This window comes from Mucilaginibacter sp. cycad4 (assembly GCF_034263275.1).
Lineage (GTDB): Bacteria > Bacteroidota > Bacteroidia > Sphingobacteriales > Sphingobacteriaceae > Mucilaginibacter.
This window is the reverse complement of record NZ_CP139559.1, coordinates 3,134,646-3,161,451: the sequence shown is the minus strand read 5'-3', so window position 1 is coordinate 3,161,451 and position 26,806 is coordinate 3,134,646. Positions and strand designations below refer to the sequence as shown.

General features: G+C 44.0%; 19 protein-coding genes. 13 read left to right on the top strand and 6 right to left on the bottom strand.

Features of this window, described 5'->3' with window-relative positions; all coding sequences use genetic code 11:
- Positions 1–25 precede the first annotated feature (25 nt).
- The gene (locus SNE26_RS12670) at positions 26–802 is read left to right on the top strand and encodes a DUF1080 domain-containing protein (RefSeq protein WP_321559722.1); all 777 of its coding nucleotides are present in this window, start codon (positions 26–28) and stop codon (positions 800–802) included.
- 134 nt (positions 803–936) lie between these two features.
- Here the strand turns inward: SNE26_RS12670 and SNE26_RS12665 are convergent, their stop codons facing one another.
- Positions 937–2,169, bottom strand: a complete 1,233-nt coding sequence (locus SNE26_RS12665; RefSeq protein ID WP_321559721.1) for an MFS transporter — start codon at positions 2,167–2,169, stop codon at positions 937–939.
- A 55-nt stretch (positions 2,170–2,224) separates the two neighbouring features.
- Entirely contained in the window at positions 2,225–2,878 is a 654-nt protein-coding gene (locus SNE26_RS12660; protein WP_321559720.1) for a FadR/GntR family transcriptional regulator, read from the bottom strand.
- A 185-nt stretch (positions 2,879–3,063) separates the two neighbouring features.
- Between SNE26_RS12660 and SNE26_RS12655 the strand changes: the two genes are divergently transcribed.
- From SNE26_RS12655 to SNE26_RS12630, 6 genes are all read left to right on the top strand, one after another.
- Positions 3,064–3,672, top strand: a complete 609-nt coding sequence (locus SNE26_RS12655) for a sigma-70 family RNA polymerase sigma factor (protein ID WP_321559719.1) — start codon at positions 3,064–3,066, stop codon at positions 3,670–3,672.
- A gap of 48 nt (positions 3,673–3,720) precedes the next feature.
- Positions 3,721–4,659, top strand: coding sequence for a FecR family protein (locus SNE26_RS12650; RefSeq protein WP_321559718.1), 939 nt, complete (start codon positions 3,721–3,723; stop codon positions 4,657–4,659).
- 111 nt (positions 4,660–4,770) lie between these two features.
- Entirely contained in the window at positions 4,771–8,124 is a 3,354-nt protein-coding gene (locus SNE26_RS12645) for a TonB-dependent receptor (protein WP_321559717.1), read from the top strand.
- A gap of 33 nt (positions 8,125–8,157) precedes the next feature.
- Complete coding sequence (locus SNE26_RS12640; RefSeq protein WP_321559716.1) at positions 8,158–9,672, top strand: RagB/SusD family nutrient uptake outer membrane protein; 1,515 nt, start codon at positions 8,158–8,160, stop codon at positions 9,670–9,672.
- Positions 9,673–9,731: 59 nt separating this feature from the next.
- Positions 9,732–11,576 carry an alkaline phosphatase gene (locus SNE26_RS12635; RefSeq protein WP_321559715.1) on the top strand — a complete coding sequence of 615 codons (1,845 nt, stop codon included), beginning with the start codon at positions 9,732–9,734 and terminating at the stop codon, positions 11,574–11,576.
- A gap of 126 nt (positions 11,577–11,702) precedes the next feature.
- Positions 11,703–12,032, top strand: coding sequence for a hypothetical protein (locus SNE26_RS12630; RefSeq protein WP_321559714.1), 330 nt, complete (start codon positions 11,703–11,705; stop codon positions 12,030–12,032).
- Between the two features lie 30 nt (positions 12,033–12,062).
- Here SNE26_RS12630 and SNE26_RS12625 read toward each other — a convergent pair whose 3' ends face one another.
- Genes SNE26_RS12625 through SNE26_RS12615 form a run of 3 tightly spaced genes read right to left on the bottom strand, consistent with a single transcriptional unit; the run spans position 12,063 to position 15,966 of the window.
- The gene (locus SNE26_RS12625; protein ID WP_321559713.1) at positions 12,063–12,794 is read right to left on the bottom strand and encodes an MIP/aquaporin family protein; all 732 of its coding nucleotides are present in this window, start codon (positions 12,792–12,794) and stop codon (positions 12,063–12,065) included.
- A gap of 22 nt (positions 12,795–12,816) precedes the next feature.
- The gene (gene glpK, locus SNE26_RS12620; RefSeq protein ID WP_321559712.1) at positions 12,817–14,331 is read right to left on the bottom strand and encodes a glycerol kinase GlpK; all 1,515 of its coding nucleotides are present in this window, start codon (positions 14,329–14,331) and stop codon (positions 12,817–12,819) included.
- Positions 14,332–14,385: 54 nt separating this feature from the next.
- Positions 14,386–15,966, bottom strand: a complete 1,581-nt coding sequence (locus SNE26_RS12615) for a glycerol-3-phosphate dehydrogenase/oxidase (RefSeq protein ID WP_321559711.1) — start codon at positions 15,964–15,966, stop codon at positions 14,386–14,388.
- 151 nt (positions 15,967–16,117) lie between these two features.
- Between SNE26_RS12615 and SNE26_RS12610 the strand changes: the two genes are divergently transcribed.
- Positions 16,118–16,882: a DeoR/GlpR family DNA-binding transcription regulator gene (locus SNE26_RS12610; protein WP_321559710.1), complete on the top strand. Its 765-nt coding sequence runs from the start codon at positions 16,118–16,120 to the stop codon at positions 16,880–16,882.
- Here SNE26_RS12610 and SNE26_RS12605 read toward each other — a convergent pair.
- Positions 16,879–17,913, bottom strand: a complete 1,035-nt coding sequence (locus SNE26_RS12605; protein ID WP_321559709.1) for a LacI family DNA-binding transcriptional regulator — start codon at positions 17,911–17,913, stop codon at positions 16,879–16,881. The two genes, SNE26_RS12610 and SNE26_RS12605, sit on opposite strands and share 4 nt — an antisense overlap.
- A 247-nt stretch (positions 17,914–18,160) precedes the next feature.
- Here SNE26_RS12605 and SNE26_RS12600 point away from each other — a divergent pair, with 247 nt between their 5' ends.
- The 5 genes from SNE26_RS12600 (at position 18,161) to SNE26_RS12580 (ending at position 26,617) form a co-directional block, all read left to right on the top strand.
- Entirely contained in the window at positions 18,161–18,781 is a 621-nt protein-coding gene (locus SNE26_RS12600; RefSeq protein ID WP_321559708.1) for a sigma-70 family RNA polymerase sigma factor, read from the top strand.
- A gap of 79 nt (positions 18,782–18,860) precedes the next feature.
- Entirely contained in the window at positions 18,861–19,895 is a 1,035-nt protein-coding gene (locus SNE26_RS12595; protein WP_321559707.1) for a FecR domain-containing protein, read from the top strand.
- An 11-nt stretch (positions 19,896–19,906) separates the two neighbouring features.
- Positions 19,907–23,353 (top strand): SusC/RagA family TonB-linked outer membrane protein, encoded by a 3,447-nt coding sequence (locus SNE26_RS12590; RefSeq protein ID WP_321559706.1) that lies wholly within the window; start codon positions 19,907–19,909, stop codon positions 23,351–23,353.
- 19 nt (positions 23,354–23,372) lie between these two features.
- On the top strand, positions 23,373–24,905 hold the full coding sequence (locus SNE26_RS12585) for a SusD/RagB family nutrient-binding outer membrane lipoprotein (protein WP_321559705.1): 1,533 nt from the start codon (positions 23,373–23,375) through the stop codon (positions 24,903–24,905).
- Between the two features lie 83 nt (positions 24,906–24,988).
- Positions 24,989–26,617: an alpha-L-fucosidase gene (locus tag SNE26_RS12580; protein WP_321559704.1), complete on the top strand. Its 1,629-nt coding sequence runs from the start codon at positions 24,989–24,991 to the stop codon at positions 26,615–26,617.
- Positions 26,618–26,806 lie beyond the last annotated feature (189 nt).

Genomic DNA, 26,806 nt, shown 5'->3' with positions numbered 1-26,806 from the left:
TATTAATGTTGTTATATAAAGTTCAATGAAACATAAGATTATTTTTACTGCTTTATTAGCAGGTAGTTCATTAGCTGCATTCGCGCAGCAAAACGCTAAGCCGGAAGATACCGAGATCTGGTCGCCGGTGCCGGCTGTAGTTACGCCGGGCAAAGTTCCCGGTGATGCTCCTTCTGATGCTATCATTTTGTTTGATGGTAAAAACCTGGACGAGTGGGTGGCTACAAATGATACCACATCAAGCCATAAATGGAAGGTTGATGATAAAATAATTACTGTCGATAAAACAGCAGGCGATATCCAAACCAAGCGTAGGTTCATGGATTTTCAACTGCATATTGAATATCGGATCCCATCAAACATAACCGGCAGCGGGCAGGCACGTGGTAACAGCGGTATTTTCCTGGCGGCCCTGCCATGGGGAGCCGGAGGTTATGAGCTACAGGTACTTGATAATTACAACAACAAAACCTATGTGAATGGGCAGGTAGGTAGCTTGTATAAACAAGCTATCCCACTGGCAAATGCCTGCCGCAAACCCGGCGAGTGGCAAACCTATGATGTGATCTGGACTGCTCCGCAGTTTAATGAGGATGGTTCATTGAAATCGGCAGCCCGTGCTACAGTGCTGCATAATGGTGTGTTGGTTCAAAACAATACATCACTGATAGGTGATACCCCATACATCGGTAAACCCGAATACCGTAAACATGGTGCTTCGCCAATTAAATTGCAGGCCCATGGCGATAAAAGTGAGCCGATCAGTTATCGGAATATTTGGGTAAGGGAACTGGGGCAGTAGCGCCAATCTTCCAAAAAAGCGTCATTATAAGGTACGAAGCAATCCCAAACTGTACAGAGGGACTTGTATCGCTACTCTGCTAATCGGGGATTGCTTCGTGCCTTATGTTGACGTGATTAATTAGTCTGTATTGTTTAACCGTTTACCGCCTTTTTACCCTCAATATTGGGCAACAAGCCGGTGAAAATACCAATCAGCGGCAGATAAGCACAAATCTTAAACACATAATTAATACTGGTCATATCGGCAACTTTACCCAATACTGCCGAGCCTAAGCCGCCCATACCAAAGGCAAGACCGAAAAACAAGCCCGCTATCAATCCCACTTTTCCCGGTACCAGTTCTGTCGCGTAAACTAAAATGGCCGAAAAGGCTGATGAAAGGATCAAGCCTATAAATACAGATAAAACGCCGGTCCAAAACAATGATACATAAGGCAGGAGCATGGTAAATGGAGCTACACCCAATATCGAGATCCAGATGATGTATTTGCGGCCAAAACGATCACCCAATGGTCCGCCGAAAAGCGTTCCGGCAGCTACGGAACCTAAAAACATGAACAGATAAATTTGTGAGTGCTGAATGCTTAAATGAAATTTATTGATCAGGAAGAAAGTATAATAACTGGTGATACTGGCCAGGTAAAAATATTTAGAGAAGATAAGCACCAGCAAAATGCCTAGGGAAAATATCACCCTCCTTTTTGAAATGTTGAGATGCACGGCTTCTTTTGCATTTTTGTTTTTAGCATTGAGGCTGAGGCGCTCGGCGTACCATTTCGCTATCCGCAACAATACCAATATACCTGCAAAGGCGATAAGGCAAAACCAGATTACGTTTGATTGTCCATAAGGAATCACGATAAGAGCCGCCAACAGCGGACCGATTGCACTACCGGCATTACCGCCGAGCTGAAAAATAGATTGCGCCAATCCTTTTTTACCTCCTGATGCCAAATGCGCCACCCGGGATGATTCCGGGTGAAAAATAGACGAGCCAATGCCAATAAGGCTCACTGCCATCAGCATGATGTAAAAGTTGCTGGCAAAAGAGGCCAGTAACAACCCTGATAATGTAAAGCCCATGCCAATTGCCAATGAATATGGCTTAGGTTTTTTATCGGTATAAAGGCCTACAAAGGGTTGCAAAATTGAAGCGGTAATTTGATAAGTAAAGGTAATAAGCCCAATTTGAGTAAAGTTAAGACTGAACCGTTGCTTGATAAGCGGATAGATAGATGGTATAACCGACTGCAGCATGTCATTAATAAAATGAGCAAGGCTTATTGTAAACAAGATTGAATACACTGTTTGCTGAACCAATTTTTTTGGTTCGGAGACAATAGTTGTTGGTGATGTAGATTCCATTAGTAACAGATTAAATTATAAAACATTATATCATCAGATGAATTTGATGAAATTTTTAATATTGATGAATTTCAGTAGCGGTATTCCAGGCCTGTTTTGAATCGCAATCAAGGATGTTTTTCAATAGTTTTTCGTGCAGGTGCTGGGTCTCGATAAAACTGCGCGTATCAGGATAGATTTCAGTGAACCAGTTTTTTAAATGAACGGCGGCTGTTTTATATAGATCGCTCAGGATCTCGTTTTTTGATGCTTCGGCAATGGCAATGTGAAATTTAACATCGGCGTCAATGCATTCTTCCAATAAGCCGCCTTCGGCCGCTTTCTTCCTGTTTTCTAAATGTCCCTTCATGATAAAAATGTCTTTCTGAGAGCGGTTTATAGCAGCTTTTTCGGCTATTTTCATTTCCAAAAGCTGCCTTACCTCATCGAGGTCCTGTGATCGGGCACGTTTTAAGCGGGCTTCCATGGGTTCGGGATTGGTAGCTGTGCGTTCTACAAAAGTTCCGGCACCCTGCTGAATCCTGAGCAGGCCCGATTGTACCAGGCTTTTAGTTGCTTCGCGGATGCTTGAACGCCCAACGCCAAACTCGGCCATGAGTTCGGGTTCGGTAGGCAGTTTGTCGTTTACCCGGTAATGGCCGTTGCTTATCTGTTCCTTCAATTTCTCTGCGATCTCTTCTGCCAGCGACTTTTTAATAATCTTACTCATGTTTGTAAATCATCAGATGAATTACAAAGGTAGAAGTTTATCTGAAACATCAAAGCCATTTTTAAATCAAAATCAATCTGCAAAAAAATAATGTTCATTTGTGATCAACATTTTCTAAAGCATTAATATATATTTAAATTTAGCTTAACATCGGTGCTGTTACTTTGCCTCATAAAAATACCCCTGTGAAACATTACTCGGATGCACAACTTTTATTTGAACTGCAAGGCGGTGATGATAAGGCATTCCGGGAAATTTACGAGCGTTATGCGGATAGGTTAATTGCCTTCGCTTTAAAAAAAACGCAAAATGAGGATGAAGCCATGGATATGGTGCAGGAGCTCTTCCTCTCCATATGGAAAAATCGCCATACCATCCAGGTAAATGGTGCGCTTGAGGCTTATTTAATGGTTTCCATTAACTACATGAGCTACAAGTGGTATAAAAAGCAAAGCACCAAGCCACGTCCTTTAGATGATGTTGCCGAAATACATGAAACTTACGAACACAGCACCGATCAAAAACTCTCCCTTGCCGAACTGCGCCTGCTGATAAACCAGGAAATAGCGGATATGCCCGAAAAAATGCGCCAGGTTTATTTATGCAGCCGTGAGCAGGACATGACCGGTCCGCAGATAGCCGAGTTTTTAGGCTTATCTCATCAAACTGTACGCAACCAGATCAGCAATGCTTTAAGCAGACTGAAAAAGTCTGTTCAGAAATATTACGATGTTATCCCCTTTGATAATTACGGCAGATTTTTGCTGCTGATAATTTTTTTTAAACGCTTATAGTACACTCCTCCTTTCCCTGTCACTTACCAGGTATAAAGCTCCTGTTAGGTGAATCAAAAAGAAATAAAAAGACTACTCCATAAGTTTAACGCCGGTAAATGCACCGACGGGGAATTGCAGCTTTTGCAGCAATTAATGCACAACCTCGATACGGACGCCGAAGCTGATGATAAAATTAAAGCCCTTAAACATCCTCTTTGGGAACGAATAGAAAAGCAGACCATAGCTAAAGGGAATGTCCGCAGGTTAAATACTGCATGGTTAAAAGTTGCAGCTGCCGTGTTGGTAGCTGTTTGTGCCGGACTATTATATTCAAAGTTAGCACAACATAAGCCCGAGCAATTAGTTTACCAGGTGATCACCGCCCCCAAAGGCAGTATGAAACAAGTGATGCTGCCCGATAGTACCACCGTTCAGTTAAACGCGGGTACGTCAATCAAATTCCCGGTTACATTCAGTGCTGCAAAAAGAGAAGTTACCCTCATAAACGGTGAAGCTTTTTTTGATGTTAAGCATGATGCCTCAAAGCCGTTCCTGGTGCATACGGCGAAAGTTACTACGCAGGTATTAGGTACCTCATTCAATATTAAGTTTTATAAAGAATTGCCCGACATCCAGGTGTTTGTGAACAGTGGAAAGGTTGAGGTGCATGATCAAAAGCATACCCTTGGCTTTTATACGCCACAACAACAGCTAACCTATAATAAACATACCCAAAGCTTTACACGCCGGCAAGTTGCCGGTGATCATTCACTGAGCTGGATGCATGATGAGCTGATACTGGATAATGTATCATTTAAAGAAATCACAGTTTATCTGCAAAACCGCTACAGTGTAAACTTTAAATACACGGGTAAAAAGTTAAGTCAGCAGCATTATTCGGTAAGGTTTTCAAATAAGCTCAATATCAGCCAGGTGCTGGATATACTGCAATTTATTGACGGCCGAAAGTATAAGCTGAAAGGAGATACAGTAAATATTAAATAATAATATAAAAGAGAAACCAATGCCTGCTACGAACAAGCACTGGCTAATTAAGTGTAGCTGCCAAAAACTAAAAGCCAACAGGCAGTTACTAATCACTTTAAAAACAAATGTATGGAAAAATCTTTAACCCGGATTTCAAGAAGATTAATCACAGCAATTTTATTGCTGGTAACAACCCTGGCGGCATCATTGCCGGTACGTGCTTCGGCCGAACGGAGCGCTTCGCTGATGGATCAGCCGGTAACTGTAAAGTTTGCCGATGAAACCATGGATGCCTCGCTCGAGAAACTCAAAAAAGCGGTTAATACCGTTGCATTTAACTACAAAATGGATGATGTGGCCGTGGTAAAAGTAAAGGCAAACTCATTTGTAAACAAACCCTTAAAAGATGTACTTAATGCTTTAACCGCCAATACGCAATTGGAGTACCGGGAAAAGTATGGTACCATCATCATCTCGCGCAAAAAAGTGGTGCGCGCTCCCGAAAAAGTTACTGTTACCGGTACGGTGACCGATAAAGATGGCCCGCTTGCAGGTGTGGCCGTACGCAGCAAAACATCAACAGCGGCTACTTCAACCGATATTAACGGTAATTTTAAAATTACTGTTGAAAAGGGTGAGGTGCTGGTTTTTAGCTTTATCGGCTACAAAAGCCGTGAAGCCACAGCCGGTCAGTCGCCGCTTAATATTACTTTGGATGCTGATGTTACCGGTTTAAATGCTGTTGTGGTTGTTGGTTACGGTACACAGAAAAATACAGATGTAACCGGTTCGGTAGGTTCCTTGAAAGTTAGTAACGTTAAAGATAGGTCAGTAGGTTCGGTTACCGAAATGCTGCAGGGGCAGATAGCCGGCGTTACCGTATTAAATGAAGGTGGCGACCCGACATCAGGCCCGAGCATCAGGCTGCGTGGCCAGAGCTCTTTTAACAATGAAGGCCCGCTGGTGGTTGTTGACGGAACCATTTATAATGGCGGCCCTATCGATCCTTCAGATATTGAATCAATCGACGTGTTGAAAGATTCATATGCAGCTATCTACGGAGCCAAAGCTGCCGGTGGCGTAATCCTGATCACAACAAAACGCGGTAAACAAGGGAAAACCAACCTGGATATAACTGCTAAAGGCGGAGTACAAAATGCCTTAAAAATATTACAGGCTTTAAATGCTGCTGATTACGCTGATGCCATCAACACGGCATATGATAACGCGGGAAAAACGCGTTTGCCCGCCTTTGATGCAACTGTAAACCCCGATTCCCGCGTAACCCGTACCAACTGGACAAACGCGCTTTTCAAAACTGGTTATGTACAGGATTATAACCTGAATATCAGCGGCGGCAGCGAAAAATCTACTTTTTATATCTCCGGCGGCTATCGTAAAAACGATGCTATCCTGTTAAATACCAATGCTATCCGTTATAACTTTCGTGTAAACTCTGATCACCAGATCAATAACTGGCTGAAAATAGGCGAGAGCTTCTCGTACTCTTATAACAACGGACAGGGTGCTAACACAACCAGTGCTTATACCGGTGCTATATTATCAGCTATATTTTATCCGCCTAATGCCTCAATTTACAATGCAGACGGTAGCTTCGGTGGTGTGCCCGCACAATACGCAGGTTCATATGGCGATGTTATTAATCCCGTTGCTTATTTAAAACGTTTGGATAACAGCGATGCTGTAAACAGCTTCAATATTAACCCTTACGTTGAAATAAGCCTGATTAAAGGTTTAAAATTTCGCTCAAACCTGGGCATCACCAAAAACTCAGAAACCATCAAAAACTTCAGCACAAGGGTGTTGGAGCCCGGTAAAAAGTTTTTTGATAACTTCCTTTTCCAGGAGCAAAACAACACGCGCACTATCCTCGCCGAGCAAACTTTAAACTTCGACAGGACCTTTGGTAATCATCACTTCACTGCTTTGGCAGGTTATACCTACCAGGATGATACCCAGGAGTTTTTTAGCGTTAATACTGATAATTACCTGAGCGAAGACCCGGCTTACCGTTACATTATCAACGGAACGCTTAATCCGACAGGCGTACCGTTGCAGGGTAATAAAAACGAATCTGCACTGATCTCATACCTGGGCAGGATTGGTTACGATTATGCCGGAAAATACTTCATTAACGGTATTATCCGTCGTGATGCTACTTCATTACTTTCGAGCAAAAACCGCGCCGAGGTTTATCCTGGCGTATCGGCAGGCTGGTTAATTAGCAAGGAATCATTTTTCCCTACAGATGCGCTTGTTTCATTTGCTAAGTTAAGGGCAAGCTATGGTCAGTCAGGTAACCTTGCAGGTTTGCCAAGCTTCCCAACTTCGGTTTCTTTAACCAAAACTGCAGGTTATTTAGGTAACCCTGCCGCCGCCATTACCGGTTCGGCTGTTGATGGTTTGGCTAACCTTAATCTTAAATGGGAAAAAGCTACGCAAACCGATATTGGTGTTGATTTGGGCCTGATGAACGGCAAAGTCAATATTACTGCCGATGTATTTCAGAAAACGAATACCCGTTTCCTGTTCCAGCCACCGGTGGCTGCCGTTTACGGTGTATCAAATCCTCCATTTGTTAACGGTGGAAAGATCCAGAACAAAGGCGTTGAGCTATCGGTAAAGTATAATGGCAGTGTAGGGGAACTTCATTATAATTTAACCGCCAACGGATCGTACATTAAAAACAAGATAGACGACATTTTACCGGGACAACAAACCATCCTTTCTGGTCCTACCGTGAGGGATAACCTAGTGCCGGTTTGGTTGCAGCAGGGTTACTCTTTGTATTCTTTCTTTGGATTAAAAACCGCCGGCTTATTCCAATCGCAGGATGAGGTAAATAACTATAAAGATGCTTCAGGTAACCTGATTCAGCCAAATGCTAAAGCAGGGGATATCAAGTTCCAGGACCTTAACCACGATGGCAAAATAACCGAAGCTGATAAAACTTATTTGGGTACACCGTTCCCTAAATTCAGCTATGGCTTTACTGCAAACTTTAACTATGGTCCGTTTGATTTGAGCATATTTTTACAAGGTATTGCAGGTAACAAGCTTTTCAACGCGGTTAAATACACCGGCCTGAACGCATCAATCCAAAACTATAACCTGCTGGCCGACGCTAAAAATGCATGGACTCCAACCCATACCAATACCAATATCCCTCGCCTTTCGGCAAGTGATGCAAACGGCAACTTTGGTAACGTATCTGACTTTTATGTAGAGAATGGCTCGTACATGCGCATTAAAAATGTAACCCTTGGTTATACACTGCCAAAAGCACTGATGACTAAGATTGGTGTAAGAAGCGCCCGTATTTTCGCTAATGCACAAAACCTGGCAACGTTTACCAAATACACAGGTCTTGACCCGGAGGTTGGTATTAACCAAAATGGTGTTGATTTAGGCTTGTACCCACAGGCAAGGATCATTTTAGTAGGTGTTAACGTAGGCTTATAAGAAATCAGGAACCATAATTAAGGAGATACAGAGATGAAATTTAAAAATATAATTAGCAAAGGCTTAATGGGTGTAATGATTATTGCACTGGCCCAAAGCTGTAAAAAAGGTACTTTAGATAATATTAAACCAACCGGTACGCCAACCAGTACCAACTTCTGGAAAACTGCCGACGATGCTCAGGCGGCTGCCAACGGTTTATACGAAAAACAAAGCAACAGCGAAGACCTTTACGGTCGTGGTTTCTTTTGGTTTATTAACGCCAGTGATGATATGGTTGTAGGCCGCACCTCTGCCGACAGGGAAAATATCAAAAACTTTATTTGTACAGGTAACGAAAGCAGTATTTACGCGCCTTGGCAGCTGCACTTTGTGGTGATGAAACGTGCTAACGATGTGATTAACAATGTACCGAATATCAACATGGATGCGGCTACCAAAAACTTTATTTTGGGCCAGGCTTACTTTATCCATGCTGTAATGCACCTGGAGATAGCCGATTTGTACGGATCAGATAAACAGGGCGCCCCTTTACAAAACCGTACCAATGCATTGGCTTTCCCTGCTCAATTGCCATCGGTAAAAGATAACTATGCTTATATCGAGGCTGATTTGAAAAAAGCTGCTTCGCTATTACCTTACTTTGATAAGCTTGCTGCTGCCGATAAGGGTCGCGCTCATAAAACTGCCGCCTATGCATATCTTGCTAAAACTTATCTGCATGCTAAGGATTACGCCAATGCCGAAAAATATGCCGACTCGGTTATCCTGAGCGGCAAACACGCTTTGTTAAGTAATTATGCCGATGTGTTCAAGATCGCCAATAACTATAGTACTGAATATATCTGGTCGGTAGCCAGTAACCTGAATGGTCAGAGCATTTTACCGGGTGCTATGCTGGAGAACAAAGGCTGGGGCTTATACAACGGCTTTGGCTACTATCAGCCAACCAAAGAATTGGTTGACGAGTTTGAAGCGGGCGACAAAAGGCTTGCTGCTACCATCCTTCAAAAAGGTGACAGCTTCCAGTATTTCGGACAGACTTATACTTACCCAATTGGTGGTAAAAGCAACAGCTTAACCGGCTACCAGTTCAACAAATATATGGAACCGTTTAGCTATGCTGGGGGCATCCACGTAAGCCCTAACGGTGACGAGCCATCAACAGATTTAAACGTACCATTATTGCGTTATGCCGAAATTTTGCTGATCAAAGCCGAAGCCCAGATCATGCAGGGTAAAAACGGTGATGCCGCACTTAACCTGGTGCGTGTACGTGCGGGCTTAAAGCCAATTACCAATGCTACTATGGTTAACCTGAAGCACGAACGCCGCGTTGAATTGGCGGGCGAGTGGAGCGACCGTAATTTTGACCTGGTACGCTGGGGCGATGCACAGGCAACTTATGCAAAATCGTTACACGGTTCGGATGGCTCAGTTGTGTGGAAAGCACGTAACTTTGACCCGGCGAGGGATAACGTTTGGCCTATTCCGCCAAAGGATATCCAGATAAGCCAGGGGCAGCTGAAACAGAATGCCGGCTGGTAAATTGACATATTGAAACTATAAAAACCGGGCTCAGCCCGGTTTTGCTATATCTATACCAAATGAAAAAAAGTACTACTCTTATTACGCTGGCGGCGTTGCTTTCAGGTGTCACGCTTTCGGTTAATGCCCAGGTTAAAACCGCTTATACCGTAGCCGACGCACATTCCCACAATGATTATAAAAACAGTATCCCTTTTTTCAGGGCCTATGAAAAAGGTTTCGGCTCTATCGAGGCCGACTGTTATGCCGTTAACGGACGACTAATGGTGGCTCATGATAAAAAGGAGATTAACGCTAAGCGATCATTAAAGATTTTGTACATCGACCCGCTGATTGAAAAATTTAAACGCGATCCGCAGCGTCATTTAAGGTTGCTTATTGAGATTAAGGAAGATCATAAAGCGGTATTGCCACTGGTGATCAAAGAACTAAAACCATTGGAGCAGTATTTTGATTATGAAGGCCACCCCGGCAGGTTATCTATAGTAATGACAGGCGCAGTTCCTCCTCCGGTCGAAATGACCAGTTACCCGGCCTGGATCTCTTTTGATGTTGACCATATGAACGGCTTTACCCCCGGGCAATGGAAAAAGATCGGATTAGTAAGTTTTCCGTTTGGTAAATACATGCACTGGAATGGCAAAGGTGTTTTGAACAGCGAAGAGATAGCCAGGATAAAAGGCGGGATTGACAGCGTACATAATGCCGGTAAAAAGATCCGCTTTTGGGAAACTCCTGATACCAAAAGTAGCTGGCTGGCGCTGATCCGTTTAGGGGTGGATGTGATTGGTACCGATAAGATAGAAGAGCTTGGTGATTTCCTGGATAAGAAACCTATGAGCGAATACACTGCGCCGCAACCATACGCTATCTATAAGCCTACTTATAAATCGGACGGTACCGTTAAGAAAGTTAAAAATATCATATTGTGCATTGGCGATGGTATGGGCTTGTCGCAAATCTATTCAACCTATACCGCTAACCGGGGGCAGTTGAATATCTTTCAGATGCTTAACATCGGCTTTTCGGTAACTAATTCTGCCGATGCTTACATCACCGATTCGGCTGCCGGAGCCACCGCTTTTGCTTCGGGACAAAAAACTAATGACAGGGCGGTAGGAGTTGATCCCGCAGGAAAACCTTTAAAATCATTAGCGGATTATAGTGCCGAAGCAGGTAAAAAGACTGCCGATATTGTGGCTTGCGAATTAACCGACGCAACTCCCGCTGCTTTCTATGCTCATGATTTAGAGCGGAGCCATTCGGCCGCTATTGCCAATCAGATTACTTCGTCGCCTATTGATATTTTCTTAGGCTCATCCTATAAAGATTTCATCTGGCCGGTTAATGGTGAAAGCCCGATAGGCAAGATGAAAAAGAGGGGATATACCGTTATTCGTAACTTTGACGAATTTCTGAATAGTTCGGCGCCAAAAATCCTCGGCTTAATGGATGATAGCGTAACCCGCCCAAAAATGGAGGGGAGGGGAAATTACCTGCCGCTGGCGTTCAATAAAGTAACCCAAGCATTTAAGAATGCTCCAAAAGGTTTCTTTATGATGATTGAGGGTTCGCAGATTGATCACGGCGGCCATGCTAACAACCTAAAACAAGTAATCACCGAAAACAGCGACTTCGACCGTGTAGTTGGCGAGGCGCTGAAATTTGCCGACGAGGACGGTGAAACCCTGGTAATTGTAACTGCCGATCATGAAACCGGCGGCTTAACCCTGCTTGATGGCAGTATCAGCAAAGGTTATGTATGGGGCGATTTCAGTACCAACGATCATACCGGTACCCCGGTTCCTGTATTTAGCTACGGGCCGCATTCGCTGGATTTTAGGGGAGTTTATAGTAATACGGAGATCTTTAATAAGATCAAGGCTTTGCTGGAGACAGAGTAATAATTTCGCGCAAAGGCACAAAGACGCTAAGCTTTTCACATTTTTATAGCGTCTTTGCGCCTTTGCGCGAAAAATTAAAAAGAATGGTATTGGGTTCGTATTTTTATACAACCAATCTCCTGAAATATGTGGACAACAGAATCGCTTTGGTTCGAGGTAGCTATTGTAAGTATCATTTACGCACTCGGCAATATCATTTTTGGCCATTTTGAAGAGCGTACACCTGTTGTGCGCCGGGTAGGTAAATATCTGCTTACTCTTATTATTGTTATCGCGATCTCTTTTTACTTTGGAAGAACCATAGCTATGGCTTTCTTAGCCCTGTTTATTATACCTTTTCTATATATCCATGCCTACTACCTCCCACGTAAAAAAGGCATCAACGGGTTAACCGGCGAACCCAAAAGCAAATATTATGAGTTCAGGAAGTGGGACAAAAATATCTTCCAAAAATGATTGGGCAGTAATTTAATTTATAGTGGTTTGTTATTGTTTGATAGCGAGATATAATATTGCAGCAATAGCACCACCTGCCAATGGCGCAATCACGGGAATCCACGCATACGCCCAATCGCTGGTTCCTTTGCCTTTTATCGGCAATAGCATATGCATAAAGCGTGGGCCAAGGTCGCGCGCGGGATTGATAGCGTAGCCGGTAGTGCCCCCTAATGACAAGCCGATCACCCAAACCAGTAATGCTACGGGGATAGCGCCTACTGAACCCAGGCCAATAGGGGTTTTTGCCGGCGTGATTTCGGCACCGGCTATGTAGAAAATGGTAAAGAGCAATACAAAAGCACCTATTACCTCGCTGGCAATGTTTGATATGTAATTGCGCACGGCAGGACCGGTGCAAAACACCGCCAATATAGAAGCTGGATCATTGGTACGTTTAAAATGATCGTAATACATGAGCCATACTAAAAACGCGCCCATGCAGGCACCTGCAAACTGGGCAATAATGTAGGGCACAACATTTGCCCAGGCAAACTTACCTGCAATAGCGAGTGCTATGGTTACGGCAGGGTTAAGGTGTGCGCCGCTATACGGACCGGCAACAACTACCCCTACAAAAACGGCTAATCCCCAGGCGGTGGTAATTACTATCCATCCGCTGTTATTTCCCTTGGTATCTTTTAAAACTACGTTGGCTACTACACCATCACCTAATAATATCAAGAGCATGGTGCCTATCAGTTCGGCTACAAATGGAGACATGTTAAAATATTCTAAAGGTGGATTAAATAACTGTTACAGGATGGCCGGAATTTGACCAGCATTGAGCCGTGCTTACCGCGCGTTTCCAGCCCGCAATGCCCGATTTTACTTCATCAAGATCGTTTGCAGGGTTAAATTCGGCTTCGGCTGCCCACAAGTGCTGGATTTCGGCTATATCTTTCCAATAGCCAACAGCCAGCCCTGCCATATAGGCTACGCCAAGTGCTGTGGTTTCGGTAACCTCGGGCCGGATCACTTTGCAGTTCAACACGTCCGATTGAAACTGCATCAGCAGGTTATTGGCTGTTGCGCCGCCATCCACGCGCAGTTCTTTTATCTCCATACCCGCATCGGCCTCCATCGCTTTCAGTACATCCATGGTTTGGTAAGCTATTGATGATAACGCCGCCCTTGAAATGTGGGCCGCTGTAGCCCCGCGGGTTAGTCCAACAATAGCGCCGCGAACTTCCGGGTCCCAATAGGGGGCGCCCAAACCCGCAAATGCAGGTACAAAGTAAACGCCTGCGGTATCCTTTACCGATGTAGCCAATTTTTCAACATCGGCCGATGTTTTGATAATACCCAGGCCATCGCGCAGCCATTGTACTACCGCGCCGCCTATAAAAATACTGCCTTCAAAGGCGTAGGTGATCTCCCCGTTTATTTTCCAGGCGATGGTGGTAAGCAGGTTGTTTTTTGATTTGATAAACTCATGCCCGATATTCATCAGCATAAAACAGCCGGTGCCATAAGTGTTTTTAACCATAGCCTTATCAATACACATTTGCCCGAATAAAGCCGCGTGCTGATCACCGGCTATGCCCGCTATTGGGATCCGTTGCGCAAATAAGTTATTGGCAGTTTCGCCATATAATTCACTTGACTGTTTTACTTCGGGCAAGATACTTTTTGGGATGTTGAACAGCTGTAACAGTTCCTCGTCCCATTGTTGTGTGCGGATATTGAACAGCATGGTACGGCCGGCATTGGTTACATCGGTAGCGTGAACTTCGCTGCGGGTAAGCTGCCAGATGAGCCAGCTGTCAACCGTGCCAAAGGCCAGTTCACCGGCTTCGGCCTGCGCTCTTGCACCTTCAACATTGTCCAGGATCCATTTAATTTTTGAACCTGAAAAGTAGGCATCTATTACCAGTCCTGTTTTATCGCGGATCATATCGCTATGACCGCCTTGTTTTAGCTCATCACAAAAGGCGGCGGTACGCCTATCCTGCCAAACAATGGCGTTATGGATGGGTTCGCCGGTTTTGCGGTTCCACACTATGGTGGTTTCACGCTGATTGGTGATGCCTATCGCTTTGATATTTCCGCCACCTAAGCCTGCTTTCGCGATGGCCTCGGCAGCAACCCCAATCTGGCCTGCCCAAATCTCGTTAGGGTTGTGCTCAACCCAGCCGGGTTTAGGAAAATACTGCTTAAATTCTTTTTGTGCCGAAGCAATAATTTTGCCGGCATGATCAAAAATTATGGCCCGTGAGCTGGTAGTGCCCTGGTCAAGCGCTAAAATATATTCCTGCATAATTTGGTTTGGTCTACCTTGGTTTATTTATTGAATATCACATTAAATTTTATTTTAATGCGGTGTTAGTATATAATTTTTTGCTGTTTCGTTAAAAGCTTTAATCTGCGCTTGTTCCCATGCTGCATCTTTTCCAAGTTCGCCGGCCATGAGGCGGGCTACTTCGGGTGCCATCTCTGTAGCCAGGCGCGCATCTAAGAATAACACACGGGTACGCCGCGCAAGGATATCTTCAACAGTACGTGCCATTTCATTCCTTACCGACCAGATTACCTCACTCTTAGTATAGCTGCCTTGAGGATGAATGAGGTTTTTCCAGTCAGGGTTCTCGTTATATAGAGCAAGAATTTTCTCGGTATCACTACCATAAACAAACATGGGGTTTGTGCGGTCGGGGTTGGGGCGACTGCCATGGATAGGTAAGGAGTCCGTTTTGCAAGGCATGTTTTTAAGCCCGGCTATTTCAATAGCTTTATCAACAATATCTTCGGCCATCTTGCGGTAGGTGGTCCACTTGCCCCCGGTTATGGTAATTAAGCCCGAGGCCGAAACGATCAGCTTATGGCTTCGTGAAATTTCCTTTGTTTTTGACGATCCATCCTGCGGGGCGGCAAGTGGCCTTAAGCCTGCAAATACGCTTAATACATCTGCACGGGTAGGAGCTTTGGTGAGATATTTACCGGCTGTTCGCAGTATAAACTGTACTTCTTCATCCAGCGCTACCGGCTCCAGGCTATGTGAGTCGATAGGGGTGTCGGTAGTGCCGATTAATAATTTTTCATGCCATGGAACTGCAAAAAGTACACGCCCGTCTTCCGTTTTAGGGATCATCAGCGCATCCTCTGCCGGTAAAAATGAACGGTCGAGCACCAGGTGTACGCCCTGGCTTGGCCTTACCATGGGTTTCTTCTCGGGGGTATCCATTTTTAGCACGTCATCAACAAAAATGCCGGTTGCATTGATTACCGCTTTTGCTTTTATTTGAAGTGTATCGCCGGTTTCAATATCAGTGGCCTTTACACCTGTAATTTCATCGGCGGGATCTTTAATTAACCCGGTTACTTTAACGTAATTCAGTAAAGTGCCACCCTGTTCAATGGCCGTTTGCGCCAGGTTGATGGCCAGCCGCGAATCGTCAAACTGCCCGTCATGATATACAACGCCACCGTGAAGCCCTTTTTCCTGGATGCCCGGTAACCGTTTTAGCGTTTCTTTTTTTGAGATATGTTTTGCCCTGCCAAAGCTTAGCTTGCCGGCGAGCAAATCATAAATACTGAGACCTATAGTATAAAAAATGCCATCCCACCAGGAGTAATTAGGAATAATAAAACTTTCGTTTTTTACCAGGTGCGGGGCGTTTTTTAATAATAATCCCCGCTCACGTAAAGCTTCACGTACCAGGCCGATATCGCCCTGTGCCAAATATCGAACGCCGCCGTGTACCAGTTTGGTAGCCCGGCTCGAGGTGCCTTTGGCAAAATCGGCCTGTTCCAGTAATAATGTAGAGAAGCCGCGTGAAGCTGAATCTACAGCTGCGCCAAGTCCCGTAGCCCCGCCGCCTATGATGATCAGGTCCCAGATCTTTTGGGTATCGTTAATATCGCGGAGGTTGGCTTCTCTTGTAAATTGATTCATTTTATTTCGATATTTATTCAAATATATAAAATCGAAATAAAATAAAACTAAATGAAATTAAAAATAATTTTATTTGATTACATTTGAATGATTGGCAACGTAGGGAACTTTGCAAACATTTCAATCAATTTTTCTGTTTAGTTTTACGATTATGAGTAAAAACACCGACCGGCACAAGTTTATCCTGCAAAAAGTTGAGACAGAAGGATTTGTAAACGTGCAGGACCTGAGCAACCAGTTAAGTGTTTCGGAAGTTACTATCCGAAAGGACCTGAAACTTTTGGAAGACAAAAACCTGCTTTTCAGAACGCACGGCGGCGCAAGTAAAACCAACCCATATACTAACGACAGGCCGGTAGCGGAAAAGGAAAAGCTGAACGGGCCCGAAAAGAAAAGGATAGCAGCCGAAGCTGCGGTGAGGATAGATACTAATGATTCGGTTATTATTGCCTCGGGTACAACCATGCTTGCCCTTGCACGTGCCATGCAGCCCAATAAACATCTTACGGTTGTTACCGCAGCCCTGCCGGTAGCCCTTGAGCTTTTACAGCACCCGCAGGTTGATATTGTTCAATTAGGCGGGCAAATGCGTAATACTTCATCATCGGTAACCGGTAACTATGCTGAGTTAATGCTGGATGATATGCTATGTGGTGTTTTGTTTTTAGGAGTAGATGGTATCGACCCGGAAATAGGGCTTACCACAACCAATTTGTCCGAGGCACGGCTTAACCAAAAAATGATCAACGCAGCCCAAACTACCATTGTGCTTGCCGATAGTACTAAATTCGGCAAGCGGGGGTTAGCGAAGATCTGTTCGTTAGACCAGATCAATGAGATCATTACCGATAGTGGTATTAGCCCGGTAATGCTCAATATGCTGGAAGAAAAAGGGGTGAAGGTAACAGTTGTTTAGTTTACGCTTTTCCTTGATGATGACCGCACTATCAACTGTGTATCCACCTTTTCAGTAGTAAACTCTTCAACCGGCCATTTGCTTTCAATGGTTTTGATCAGCATTTCGGTAGCCATTTGTCCTATTTGAAAAGCCGGCTGACGTATAACTGTTAAGGGTGGGTCAAACAATTCAACCACGTCTGAGTTGGTAAAGCCGGCAATTGCAATATCTTCAGGTACTTTTAACCCCATTTTTTTTAAGATCGACATGCTGCTGATGGTAAGCCTGTCGCTGCCGATACAAATAGCCTCGGGGCGACCATCCAGTGCCAGTAATTCTTTAAGAACAAACTCAACTTCATCATGTACCATGCCGCCATGGTTGCAATGTTTCAGGTATTCGGGCCTAAATTCAATCCCGTGCTTATCAAGCGCTGCTTTATATCCATCAAAACGCTCGTGGCTGATGAGCAGGTTGTTTGAATTAGTGAGATGGGCAATTTTAGTAAAACCCGAATTGATCAGCGTTTCGGTAGCATCAAATGATCCCTGGAAGTTATTGGCTATTACTTTATGGGTGTTAAGGTCGGGAGCTGCCCTGTCAAAAAAAACAATGGGGAAGCCTTTCTCCAGCAAATACTTATATTGAGAGGTATCGGTTGTTTGGGCAGATATCGACACCAGCAAGCCATCCACATGGCGCGACAGCAGGTGTTTTACATTGGCGCTTTCCCTGTCAAATGATTCGTGTGTTTGGGTTATGATAACGTGATACCCGCGGTTGTAAGCTATGGATTCGATACCGTTAATGGCCTGCGAGAAATAATCGTTGGCTACCTCGCATACCACCACGCCTATGGAATGGCTTTTTTGCTCTTTAAGGCTTAAGGCGATAGGGTTGGGGCGGTAGTTTATCTTTTCGGCATATTCAAGGACAAGCTTTTTGGTTTCGGTGCCAATTTCGTAGCTCCCGTTCAGTGCCCGTGAAACCGTTGATGTCGACACACCCAAAGCCTTGGCAATATCCTTAATGGTAACTGATTCAAACATAATTTAATCCGGCAGCAGGTTTTTAAATATTCAGGAAAATATTTGATACGGGCTAAGTTATTTTAAAAAATGAAATATTTCGGTGTTTTTCGATTTTCAAACCGTATAACTTGTTTGCGCAGGGGCCAGACTAACCTTTATCAATTAATTATAGGATTGATTTTTAAAGTTGATGTAAAATTATTGTTATAATTATTACATTGTACCTGATTTCAATTGTAAAACGTTTTGTCCCCTGGTTAAAGCTATGTCTCACGAACAACTTGTTCATGACGATCATAATATTGCTACCTGGCTTGCTTTTAAAGAAGGCAGTTGGGATGCCTACACGCAATTATATAACCGGCATTTTAAAATCCTCAATAACTACGGACATAAATTTACAAGGGATGTTAACGTAATTGAGGATGCCATACATGATCTTTTTATCCGGCTATGGACAAACAGGGCAGGGCTTGGTAACCCGGTTTCGGTAAAAAACTATCTCTTCAAATCACTGCGAAGCATTATTTTCCGCAAGCTGCAATCAAAATCGCGCTTTGTTGACCTTGAAGATGAGGCAGAGCATAACTTTCCTTTCGAAATTTCATTCGACCAGCAGCTCATCGCCGATGAGGAAGAACAGGAATTACAGAAGAAAATTAAATTTCATGTAAAAGCTTTACCTGCCCGGCAGCAGGAAATCATATACCTGCGCTTTTATGAAGGGTTAAGTTATGATGAAATAGCCGATATTATGGAGATAAACATTAGTTCGGCCTATAAACTGATCTATAAAGCTTTCGATAACCTACAGGATGTGCTCAAAGTTTCCAAACTGGCTATCGTTTTAGCCCTCTATTCGTGCTTCTGCATAAATAATCATTAAAAATTAAATTTTTTTTCGGTTTGTAGGGATAATTAGGGTAGGCTGCTGTCTATAAGGATAAAATAACACCTTATAACCAATGCAGATCGCCAAATACAGTAATTATACCCTGCCTGATTTTTTAGAAGATGATGATTTTCTCCGTTTTGTGATCAATCTGTCACCTAACGATACTGTTTTCTGGCAGCAGGTAATTGCCGCATATCCTCAGCAAAAAGAAATAATAGCCGAAGCTTCAAAAATTATTACAGCGTACCGTAAGCAGGATGTTTTTACCAATGAGGATAACCAGGCAAAAGTTTGGCTGCGGATTGAATCAACCCTACAAAAAGATCAGGTTAAGCCAAAGATCTTTAGGCTGAACAGGTATCTCCGTGTTGCTGCGATGCTGGTGCTGGTATCCTCCATCGGCATAGCCTTATGGCTCATCAAAGGCAGGCAAAATGAAATTGATACCACATACGGCGAGCTCAGCACCGTCACCTTGCCCGATGGCTCAACCGTAGTGCTCAATGGTAACTCGAAATTAACTTACTCCAATAATTGGGATAAAAACTCAAGGGAGGTTTGGATAAGCGGAGAGGGGCTGTTCAATGTAAAGCATATCAATAAAGATCCGCGCCATATAAAATCTTCTGAAAGATTTATTGTGCATTGCTCTGACATGGATATCGAGGTTTTGGGAACAACTTTTAATGTAAGAAGCCGGCATAATAAAACTAATGTGGGCTTAGTGCAGGGAAAGATCAGACTTGATTATGTTGATGCTGCATCGGGGAAAAAATCACTTGTTATGAAACCGGGCGATTATGTACAACATACTTATAAAAAAGCCCTTACCCGTATTATCCTTCCCGCTCCTGAAAAGATCACCAAATGGACAAAGCACCAGCTTTTATTTAACGATGCCACCCTGGCGCAGATCAGCGAGATCATGACCGATGATTACGGCTATCATGTTGATTTTTCAAGCCGCGAATTAGCCGCCCTCAAAATAGAAGGCGAAATAAATGTACCTAATGTTGACGAGCTGATAGAAACCATTTCCACCACGCTCCCTGTGAAAATCACCCGAACAGACAAAAATATCACTATAACAAAATTAAACCCCTAAACGAATAACTTATGCGAAAACTCGACTCATCCAATTTTTTAAGATGTTGCTGTTTCCTGATGGTATTGCTTGGCCAGTCGGCGTATGGCTATGCCCAAATGGCATTAACCAGCAACAACAGGGTACATGCACGAAGCTTCAATTACCCGGCATCACAGGCTGCCGAAAGTAAGATGCTTTTGAAGGATGCACTTGAAAACCTAAAAAAGCAATTCAATGTGCAAATTGCTTACCAGGAGGGCCTGCTTGATAATAAATTTATATCGGCAAGCTTATTTAACAATGCTAAACAGCTTACGCTTGATGATAACCTCAGGCAATTGCTGTCGGCATTTCAGCTTGAATATCGTAAGATCAATGAAAGCCAGATTTCGATATTCGCCACAAAAGAAATAGCCTACAATACAGCTGTTGCAGCAGTTGTGTTAACAGGTAAAGTGCTTGATGTAAATGATAGTCAACCGGTTATCGGAGCATCGGTTTATTTGAAGGACGATAACAAGATAGGTACTACAACCGATGTATCAGGTAATTTCAAATTGCTGGTGCCCGACAAGTATTCGGGCAAATTACTAACCCTGGTAATTGCTTTTGTTGGCTATGTTCAGGAAGAGGTTGCGGTAACTGACGCGTCAGCGCCCATCCAGATCAAACTCAAACAGAACAACAGTACTTTAAATGAAGTTGTGGTTACCGCCCTGGGTATCAGTAAGCAAAAAAAGTCACTGGGCTATTCGGTTACCGAAGTTAAGGGCACTGAGTTTACCCAGGCCCGTGAAAATAACGTGGCTAACGCGCTTACCGGTAAAGTTGCCGGTGTTAACGCCGCTGGTTTATCAACCGGGCCGGGCGGTTCAAGCCGCGTGGTGATCAGGGGTAATGGCGGTCTTGCGGGCGATAACCAACCTTTATATGTGGTAAATGGTATGCCTATTGATAACAGCGTACCCGGAGGCGCTGCTACTGTGAACGGTATTACCAATAACGTTGACCGCGGCGATGGTATTGCGGCAATAAACCCTGATGATATTGAATCAATAAGTGTGCTTAAGGGCGGTACCGCCGCAGCCCTTTATGGTTCACGTGCGGCAAATGGTGTTATTTTGATCACCACAAAAAAAGGCCGGATCCAGAAAGGAGTAGGGGTTGAATTTAACTCGACAGCCACCTATGATAATGTTGCTGTATTCCCCGATTATCAATACGAATACGGGCAGGGCGATGGGGGTGTAAAACCGACAACGCTGGCGGCAGCACAAGCAAGCGGCAGGCGCTCATGGGGATCAAAAATTGACGGCTCGACTGATTATGTAGCTGTTGACGGGCTTACCCATCCTTATTCGGCACAGAAGAACAACCTGAAGAATTTTTACCAAACAGGCAGTACTTATACCAACAGCCTTGCTTTTTTAGGCGGTAACGAGGCTTTCACTTACAGGTTTTCGGCTGCTGATTTGAACAGTAAAGGTATTTTGCCGGGCACTACTTATGATCGTAAAACCTTTAACCTTGCCCTTAACGGTAAGTTAAGCGATAAACTATCCATAGAAGCATTAGCGCAATATAACGTTGAAACGGGCCACAACCGTACCGGCGCAGGCGATGCATTAGGTAATCCCAACTGGACCCCGCTTGAGGTAGCCAACACGGTTGATGTCCGCTGGTTGAAGCCTGGTTATGATGCTTTGGGCAACGAGCAGATCTGGAACGATGCATCCATTGCATCAAACGGTTATTTTGTGATCAATAAGTATAAGGAAGATGACGTTAAGAACCGTTTTATTGGCCAGGGATCTGTTATTTACTCGCCCATAAAAAACCTTACTTTCAAGGCCACCATCAGCCGCGATTTTTTCAATTACAACTATACCAATATCCTGCCAACGGGTACATTGTATATCCCTAACGGTCAGTACGCCGGCATCAAATCGGATGTATCTGAAACCAACGAACTGGCAACCGTTAGTTACAAAACAAAGATCATCAGCGATTTAAATGTAAATGTTTTGGGGGGCGTAAACAGCCGTAAAAACACAACCAACCAGCTAACGTTTAATGGTTCGCAATTTACTATTCCATATTTTTACAGCTTTACCAACCTTGCGGTTTCATCAACCACACCATACAATGCCAAAATTGTAACCAACTCGGTTTTTGGTTCGGCCGATTTTGACTACAAGAGCCTGGTGTTCCTGTCATTCACCGGCAGGAAGGATTGGTTTTCGACACTTAGCCCTAAAAGCAACAGTATCTTTTACCCAAGTATAGGCGGTAGCTTTATCCTGTCGGATGCGGTTAAACTGCCCGAATTTTTTAATCTTGCCAAACTGCGCGGCTCATGGGCCCAGGTAGGCGGCGGTGCTCCCGATCCGTATGTGATTAACCTTACTTACAGTAACGTACCAAGCGCCGGGCAACCGCTGCAAAACGTAACCAGCAATAACATTACCAATAACAACCTTAAGCCATATACTTCAACAACGTTTGAAGGCGGTTTTGAACTGCAGATGCTTAAGAACCGCTTAGGTTTGGATGTTACCCTGTATGACCGTAAAACTACCAACGATATCGTGAATACAGCAATTTCTTCAACATCGGGCTACAATAATGTGATCCTGAACGTAGGTGAGGTAAGCAATAAAGGTATCGAAGTATTGCTGAATGGTACACCGGTAAAAAAAGGCAGCTTTACCTGGACTGCAAGTTATAACGTAGCTTATAATGATAACAAAGTAGTAAAACTGGCTCCCGGCCTTAACACTATCCAATTGGCTACTTCGGTAGGTAACTGGGGTATTTTGGATAACATTGAAGGCAAGCCTTTTGGTATGATAGTGGGCACACGCATGCAAAAAGATGCCAATGGTACTGTAGTGTTTAATGCTACCACAGGTTTACCGGTACAAACCCCACTGCAACAGTTAGGTAAAAGCGTGGCCCCGCTTACTATGGGTTTAACCAACGAATTCAGGTATAAAAGGATTTCATTAAGCTTTTTGGTTGATGGTAAGTTTGGTAACAAGGTGTTTTCGGTTATGGAGGTATATGCTACCCGTTTAGGTTTGATGAAATCAACACTGCCAGGCAGGGAAAACGGATTGGTGCTGACAGGTGTTGATCAAACAGGTGCTCCTTATACCCGTACAGTGCCCGTAAGTGGCTTAAGATCATACTATGATAACTACAAAACGTATTCCGAACTGTTTTTGCATGATGGAAGCTTTGTTAAACTTCGCCAGGTTATCTTGTCGTATGCGCTCCCAACCGGCCTTTTAAACAAAGTTAAGATCCAGTCGGCCAGTATATCCTTTGTGGCCCGGAACCTGTGGACTATCTATAAACAGACAGACAATTTTGATCCGGAGCAAAGCTTTACCAACAGTAATGCGCAGGGCTTTGAGTCTATCGGCTTGCCGCGTACCCGTTCACTCGGTGTAAACCTGGCCGTTAAGTTTTAACACTTTTAAATTGAATACGATGAAAAGACATTTAACCAAATATATTTATTGCTCACTGGTATTGCTCAGCATTATCGCCACACAATCGTGTACCAAAAACTTTGATACGCTAAACGTTAATCCCGATGCCTCATCAAAAGCGGTACCACAGTACATTTTTACCAAAGCTCAATATGACGGTACAGCACGTATGCTCGATCTGTTACTGGGTACTATGCAGTATACCACCAGTTTTAATGATGTGGCAGGTTTCGGATCAAAGTATGTATTGAGCCAAAGCCCGCAGTCCGCAGCAGCTTTCAGTAATGCTTATCCCAATGAAATTAACGAATTGGTTGAGGTTTTGAAGGCCGTTGGTACCGATGCTTCGCAGGTAAACCTGCAGGCCGAAGCAAGGATCTGGAAGGTGTATTGCCTTAGCAGGCTTACCGATCTTTATGGCGATATCCCATATTCGCAGGCTGCACAGGGTTATAACCAGGCGGTGTATAAACCCGCTTACGATGCGCAAAAAGATATCTACGCCGATTTATTGAAGGAACTTGACCAGGCGGCCCAAAGTCTTGACGCTGCTAAAACAACCTTTGGCGCGGCCGACTTAATTTACGGCGGCAATACCGTAAAATGGAAAAAATTTGCCTATTCACTCATGCTTAGGTGTGCCATGCGCATGACCAAGGTTGATATAGTTCAGGCGCAAACCTGGGCTGCAAAAGCTATAGCCGGCGGCGTTATTTTGGATGATGCTGATGTTGCCAAAGTAGCCTACGTTGGAGCAGGCCAGGATATCAACAAAAATCCTTTGGCGCTTGATCTTTACAACAATGACTATATTGCAGGTAATGGCAGCACCAATACCGAGGGGGGCAAGTACCAGGATGTGTTTATCAATTATCTGAAAACCAATAAAGATCCCCGCCTGGCCGTAGTATCTGTAGTATGGAACAGTGGTGTGGCTGATACTACCTCGGCTATCCAAAAAGGTATGTCGTCGGGCCTGAATGCCAAGCCCGCCGATTTTGTTACCTATTCGGAGCCCAATCCTAAAACTATATTGCTGTTAAACTCGCCGCGGTTGGTTTTTACAGCTGCCGAAAGCTATTTCCTGTTATCTGAAGCTGCTGCAAGAGGCTGGTATACAGCAGCCACTGCCGAATCATTGTATCAAAACGGTATAGCGGCGTCAATGCGCCAGTGGAGCATTATTGCAGGCAGTGCGGGTACCATAACAACGGCCCAGATCAACTCATACATTAATGCACACCCTTTTAATACAGGCGGTACGCTTGATCAGAAAATGGCGCAGATCTACACCCAGTTTTGGGTTGGTGTATTCCCTGATGCGCAGGAGGTTTTTGCAAGCTACAGGCGTACCGGTTACCCGGCGCTGGTACCTAATAATTATGTGGGTAATGCTACCGGCGGTAAAATATTCAGGCGGATGTTGTATCCGGTTGGTGAGCAAAACCTTAACGCCGCATCATATGCTGCTGCCATCTCTCGCCAGGGACCGGATGATTTTTTAACCAGGATGTGGTGGGATAAACAATAATGTTAAAGTTTGATTAGTTAAATTAGTTGATGTTGTTTCGGGGAGGGCGTGGGGCCTTCCCTGATTTTTTTTAACCTTTTTTGATGTATAAGAGATACTTTTTTTTCCTGCTGCTGCTTTGTTGTATTCAGAGTGTATGGGCACAAAATGATCTGGTTAAGGATGATAATGCCAGTAATTATAACCTGAACAAACCCGAACGCGAACTATGGCTTAAAAATACCGGTTTAGGCCTGTTTATCCATTTTAGTATGGATAGCCAGTTGGGCGTGGTGATCAGCCATTCGTTGGTTGGGGCAAGTGACGATTATGTGAACAGGTATTTTAATGAGCTGCCGAAAACATTTGATCCCTCCAAATTTGATCCGCATCAGATAGCAACGCTGGCTAAGCTGGCGGGGATGAAATACATCGTATTTACAACTAAGCACCATTCGGGTTTTTGTATGTGGGATACTAAAACCACCGGTTTTAACATCACCCATACACCTTATAAAAAAGACTTGTTAAAAGAGTTTGTTGACGCCACGCGTGAGGCAGGCTTGCAGGTAGGCTTCTATTTTTCGCCCGAGGATTTTAATTTTCTTCGTGATCATCACATCCCCATTAGTCGTACCGATGTTAAAATGGATACCCAAACCCGGCACGATTATGACGAATACACCCGGAAACAATGCGAAGAGCTGATGACCAATTATGGGAAAATTGACGTACTTTTTATAGATGGCGATCCAAAAGAAGTGGTAAAGCAAACCTGCTGGAAATTGCAGCCCGATTTGCTGATAACCCGCGGCGCCATCAAAACCCCCGAGCAGATCATGCCGGGGGCTATGATCAATGAGCCATGGCTGTCATGCATAACTATGGGTACAGCCTGGGGATATCAGCCAACTAATGAACGCTATAAATCGGGCAGCCAGTTGATAGGTTTATTGATAGAGGCAAGGGCTAAAGGTGGCTCACTATTGCTGAACGTTGGCCCTAAACCTGATGGTGCATTACCCATTGAACAGAAGGAACGGCTGCGGGAAATGTCGGCATGGTATTTTGTTAACCGTGAATGTATCGACAGTGTGCGAAGCTGGGTGATCAGTAAAGAAGGCGATACCTGGTTTACGGCTAAAAACGGACATACGCTTTATGCCATAGTTACCAATGCCGCCGACTGGAAGGAGGGAACGCGCAAAAGTTTTCTGATCCGCTCGGCCATCTCAACTAACAATACCAAAGTGAATGTATTAGGGCAGAACAGCAAAATCATAGAATATAAAACCGACGATGTAAGCTGCAGGTACAAACAAACCGATAAAGGGCTTGAAGTATCTGTTGTAAAGGCGCAACGCATTTATGACGATCACCGCTGGCCTAACCCCGTAGTGATCAAATTGGAAAATGTTAACTCCGTTTTTAAGGAAGCTGCCATAGTTGAAACCGGTGCAGGTTCAAAAACAAAGACAGGGGCAGTTTTAAAAGGAAAGATCCTGAACTACAAAAGTATTTCGGCAAAACGGGCCCGGTTTGATTACCGTCCTTACCATGGGCAGGTTGAAACGTTGTATGCAGGCAAGTGGACAGCCAGCACCTGGGTAAGTATTAAGACTGATGGTACTTTTGAAGGAACGCTACCTTTAAAAGCCGATTACGAATATAAAGCGGTAGTTGAACAGGGTAACGTTGAAATCGAAGGGGAGAGCAAATTATTTAAGCCGTAATATTTCGTTAAATTATGGAAGGAACTTTGTCATAAATCAAACTGACCATCCTTGGTGTTATGTTACCTATAAATTGAAGTTTTGCCGATAATATTTAGACAAAAAGGGGGTTAACATATTTTTTGCGTGATAAACACTCAATTCATTGATTGTTAGCTATTTATGTATATATTAACCCCGAATTCTGTT

Bases quoted from the DNA above. Each gene is read 5' to 3' on its own strand.
- SNE26_RS12610 (WP_321559710.1), top strand. From the start codon at position 16,118: ATGAGTAAAAACACCGACCGGCACAAGTTTATCCTGCAAAAAGTTGAG.
- SNE26_RS12670 (WP_321559722.1), top strand. From the start codon at position 26: ATGAAACATAAGATTATTTTTACTGCTTTATTAGCAGGTAGTTCATTA.
- SNE26_RS12640 (WP_321559716.1), top strand. From the start codon at position 8,158: ATGAAATTTAAAAATATAATTAGCAAAGGCTTAATGGGTGTAATGATT.
- SNE26_RS12660 (WP_321559720.1), bottom strand. From the start codon at position 2,878: ATGAGTAAGATTATTAAAAAGTCGCTGGCAGAAGAGATCGCAGAGAAA.
- SNE26_RS12645 (WP_321559717.1), top strand. From the start codon at position 4,771: ATGGAAAAATCTTTAACCCGGATTTCAAGAAGATTAATCACAGCAATT.
- SNE26_RS12585 (WP_321559705.1), top strand. From the start codon at position 23,373: ATGAAAAGACATTTAACCAAATATATTTATTGCTCACTGGTATTGCTC.
- SNE26_RS12615 (WP_321559711.1), bottom strand. From the start codon at position 15,966: ATGAATCAATTTACAAGAGAAGCCAACCTCCGCGATATTAACGATACC.
- SNE26_RS12605 (WP_321559709.1), bottom strand. From the start codon at position 17,913: ATGTTTGAATCAGTTACCATTAAGGATATTGCCAAGGCTTTGGGTGTG.
- SNE26_RS12630 (WP_321559714.1), top strand. From the start codon at position 11,703: ATGTGGACAACAGAATCGCTTTGGTTCGAGGTAGCTATTGTAAGTATC.
- SNE26_RS12590 (WP_321559706.1), top strand. From the start codon at position 19,907: ATGCGAAAACTCGACTCATCCAATTTTTTAAGATGTTGCTGTTTCCTG.
- glpK (WP_321559712.1), bottom strand. From the start codon at position 14,331: ATGCAGGAATATATTTTAGCGCTTGACCAGGGCACTACCAGCTCACGG.
- SNE26_RS12600 (WP_321559708.1), top strand. From the start codon at position 18,161: ATGTCTCACGAACAACTTGTTCATGACGATCATAATATTGCTACCTGG.
- SNE26_RS12625 (WP_321559713.1), bottom strand. From the start codon at position 12,794: ATGTCTCCATTTGTAGCCGAACTGATAGGCACCATGCTCTTGATATTA.
- SNE26_RS12665 (WP_321559721.1), bottom strand. From the start codon at position 2,169: ATGGAATCTACATCACCAACAACTATTGTCTCCGAACCAAAAAAATTG.
- SNE26_RS12635 (WP_321559715.1), top strand. From the start codon at position 9,732: ATGAAAAAAAGTACTACTCTTATTACGCTGGCGGCGTTGCTTTCAGGT.
- SNE26_RS12595 (WP_321559707.1), top strand. From the start codon at position 18,861: ATGCAGATCGCCAAATACAGTAATTATACCCTGCCTGATTTTTTAGAA.
- SNE26_RS12580 (WP_321559704.1), top strand. From the start codon at position 24,989: ATGTATAAGAGATACTTTTTTTTCCTGCTGCTGCTTTGTTGTATTCAG.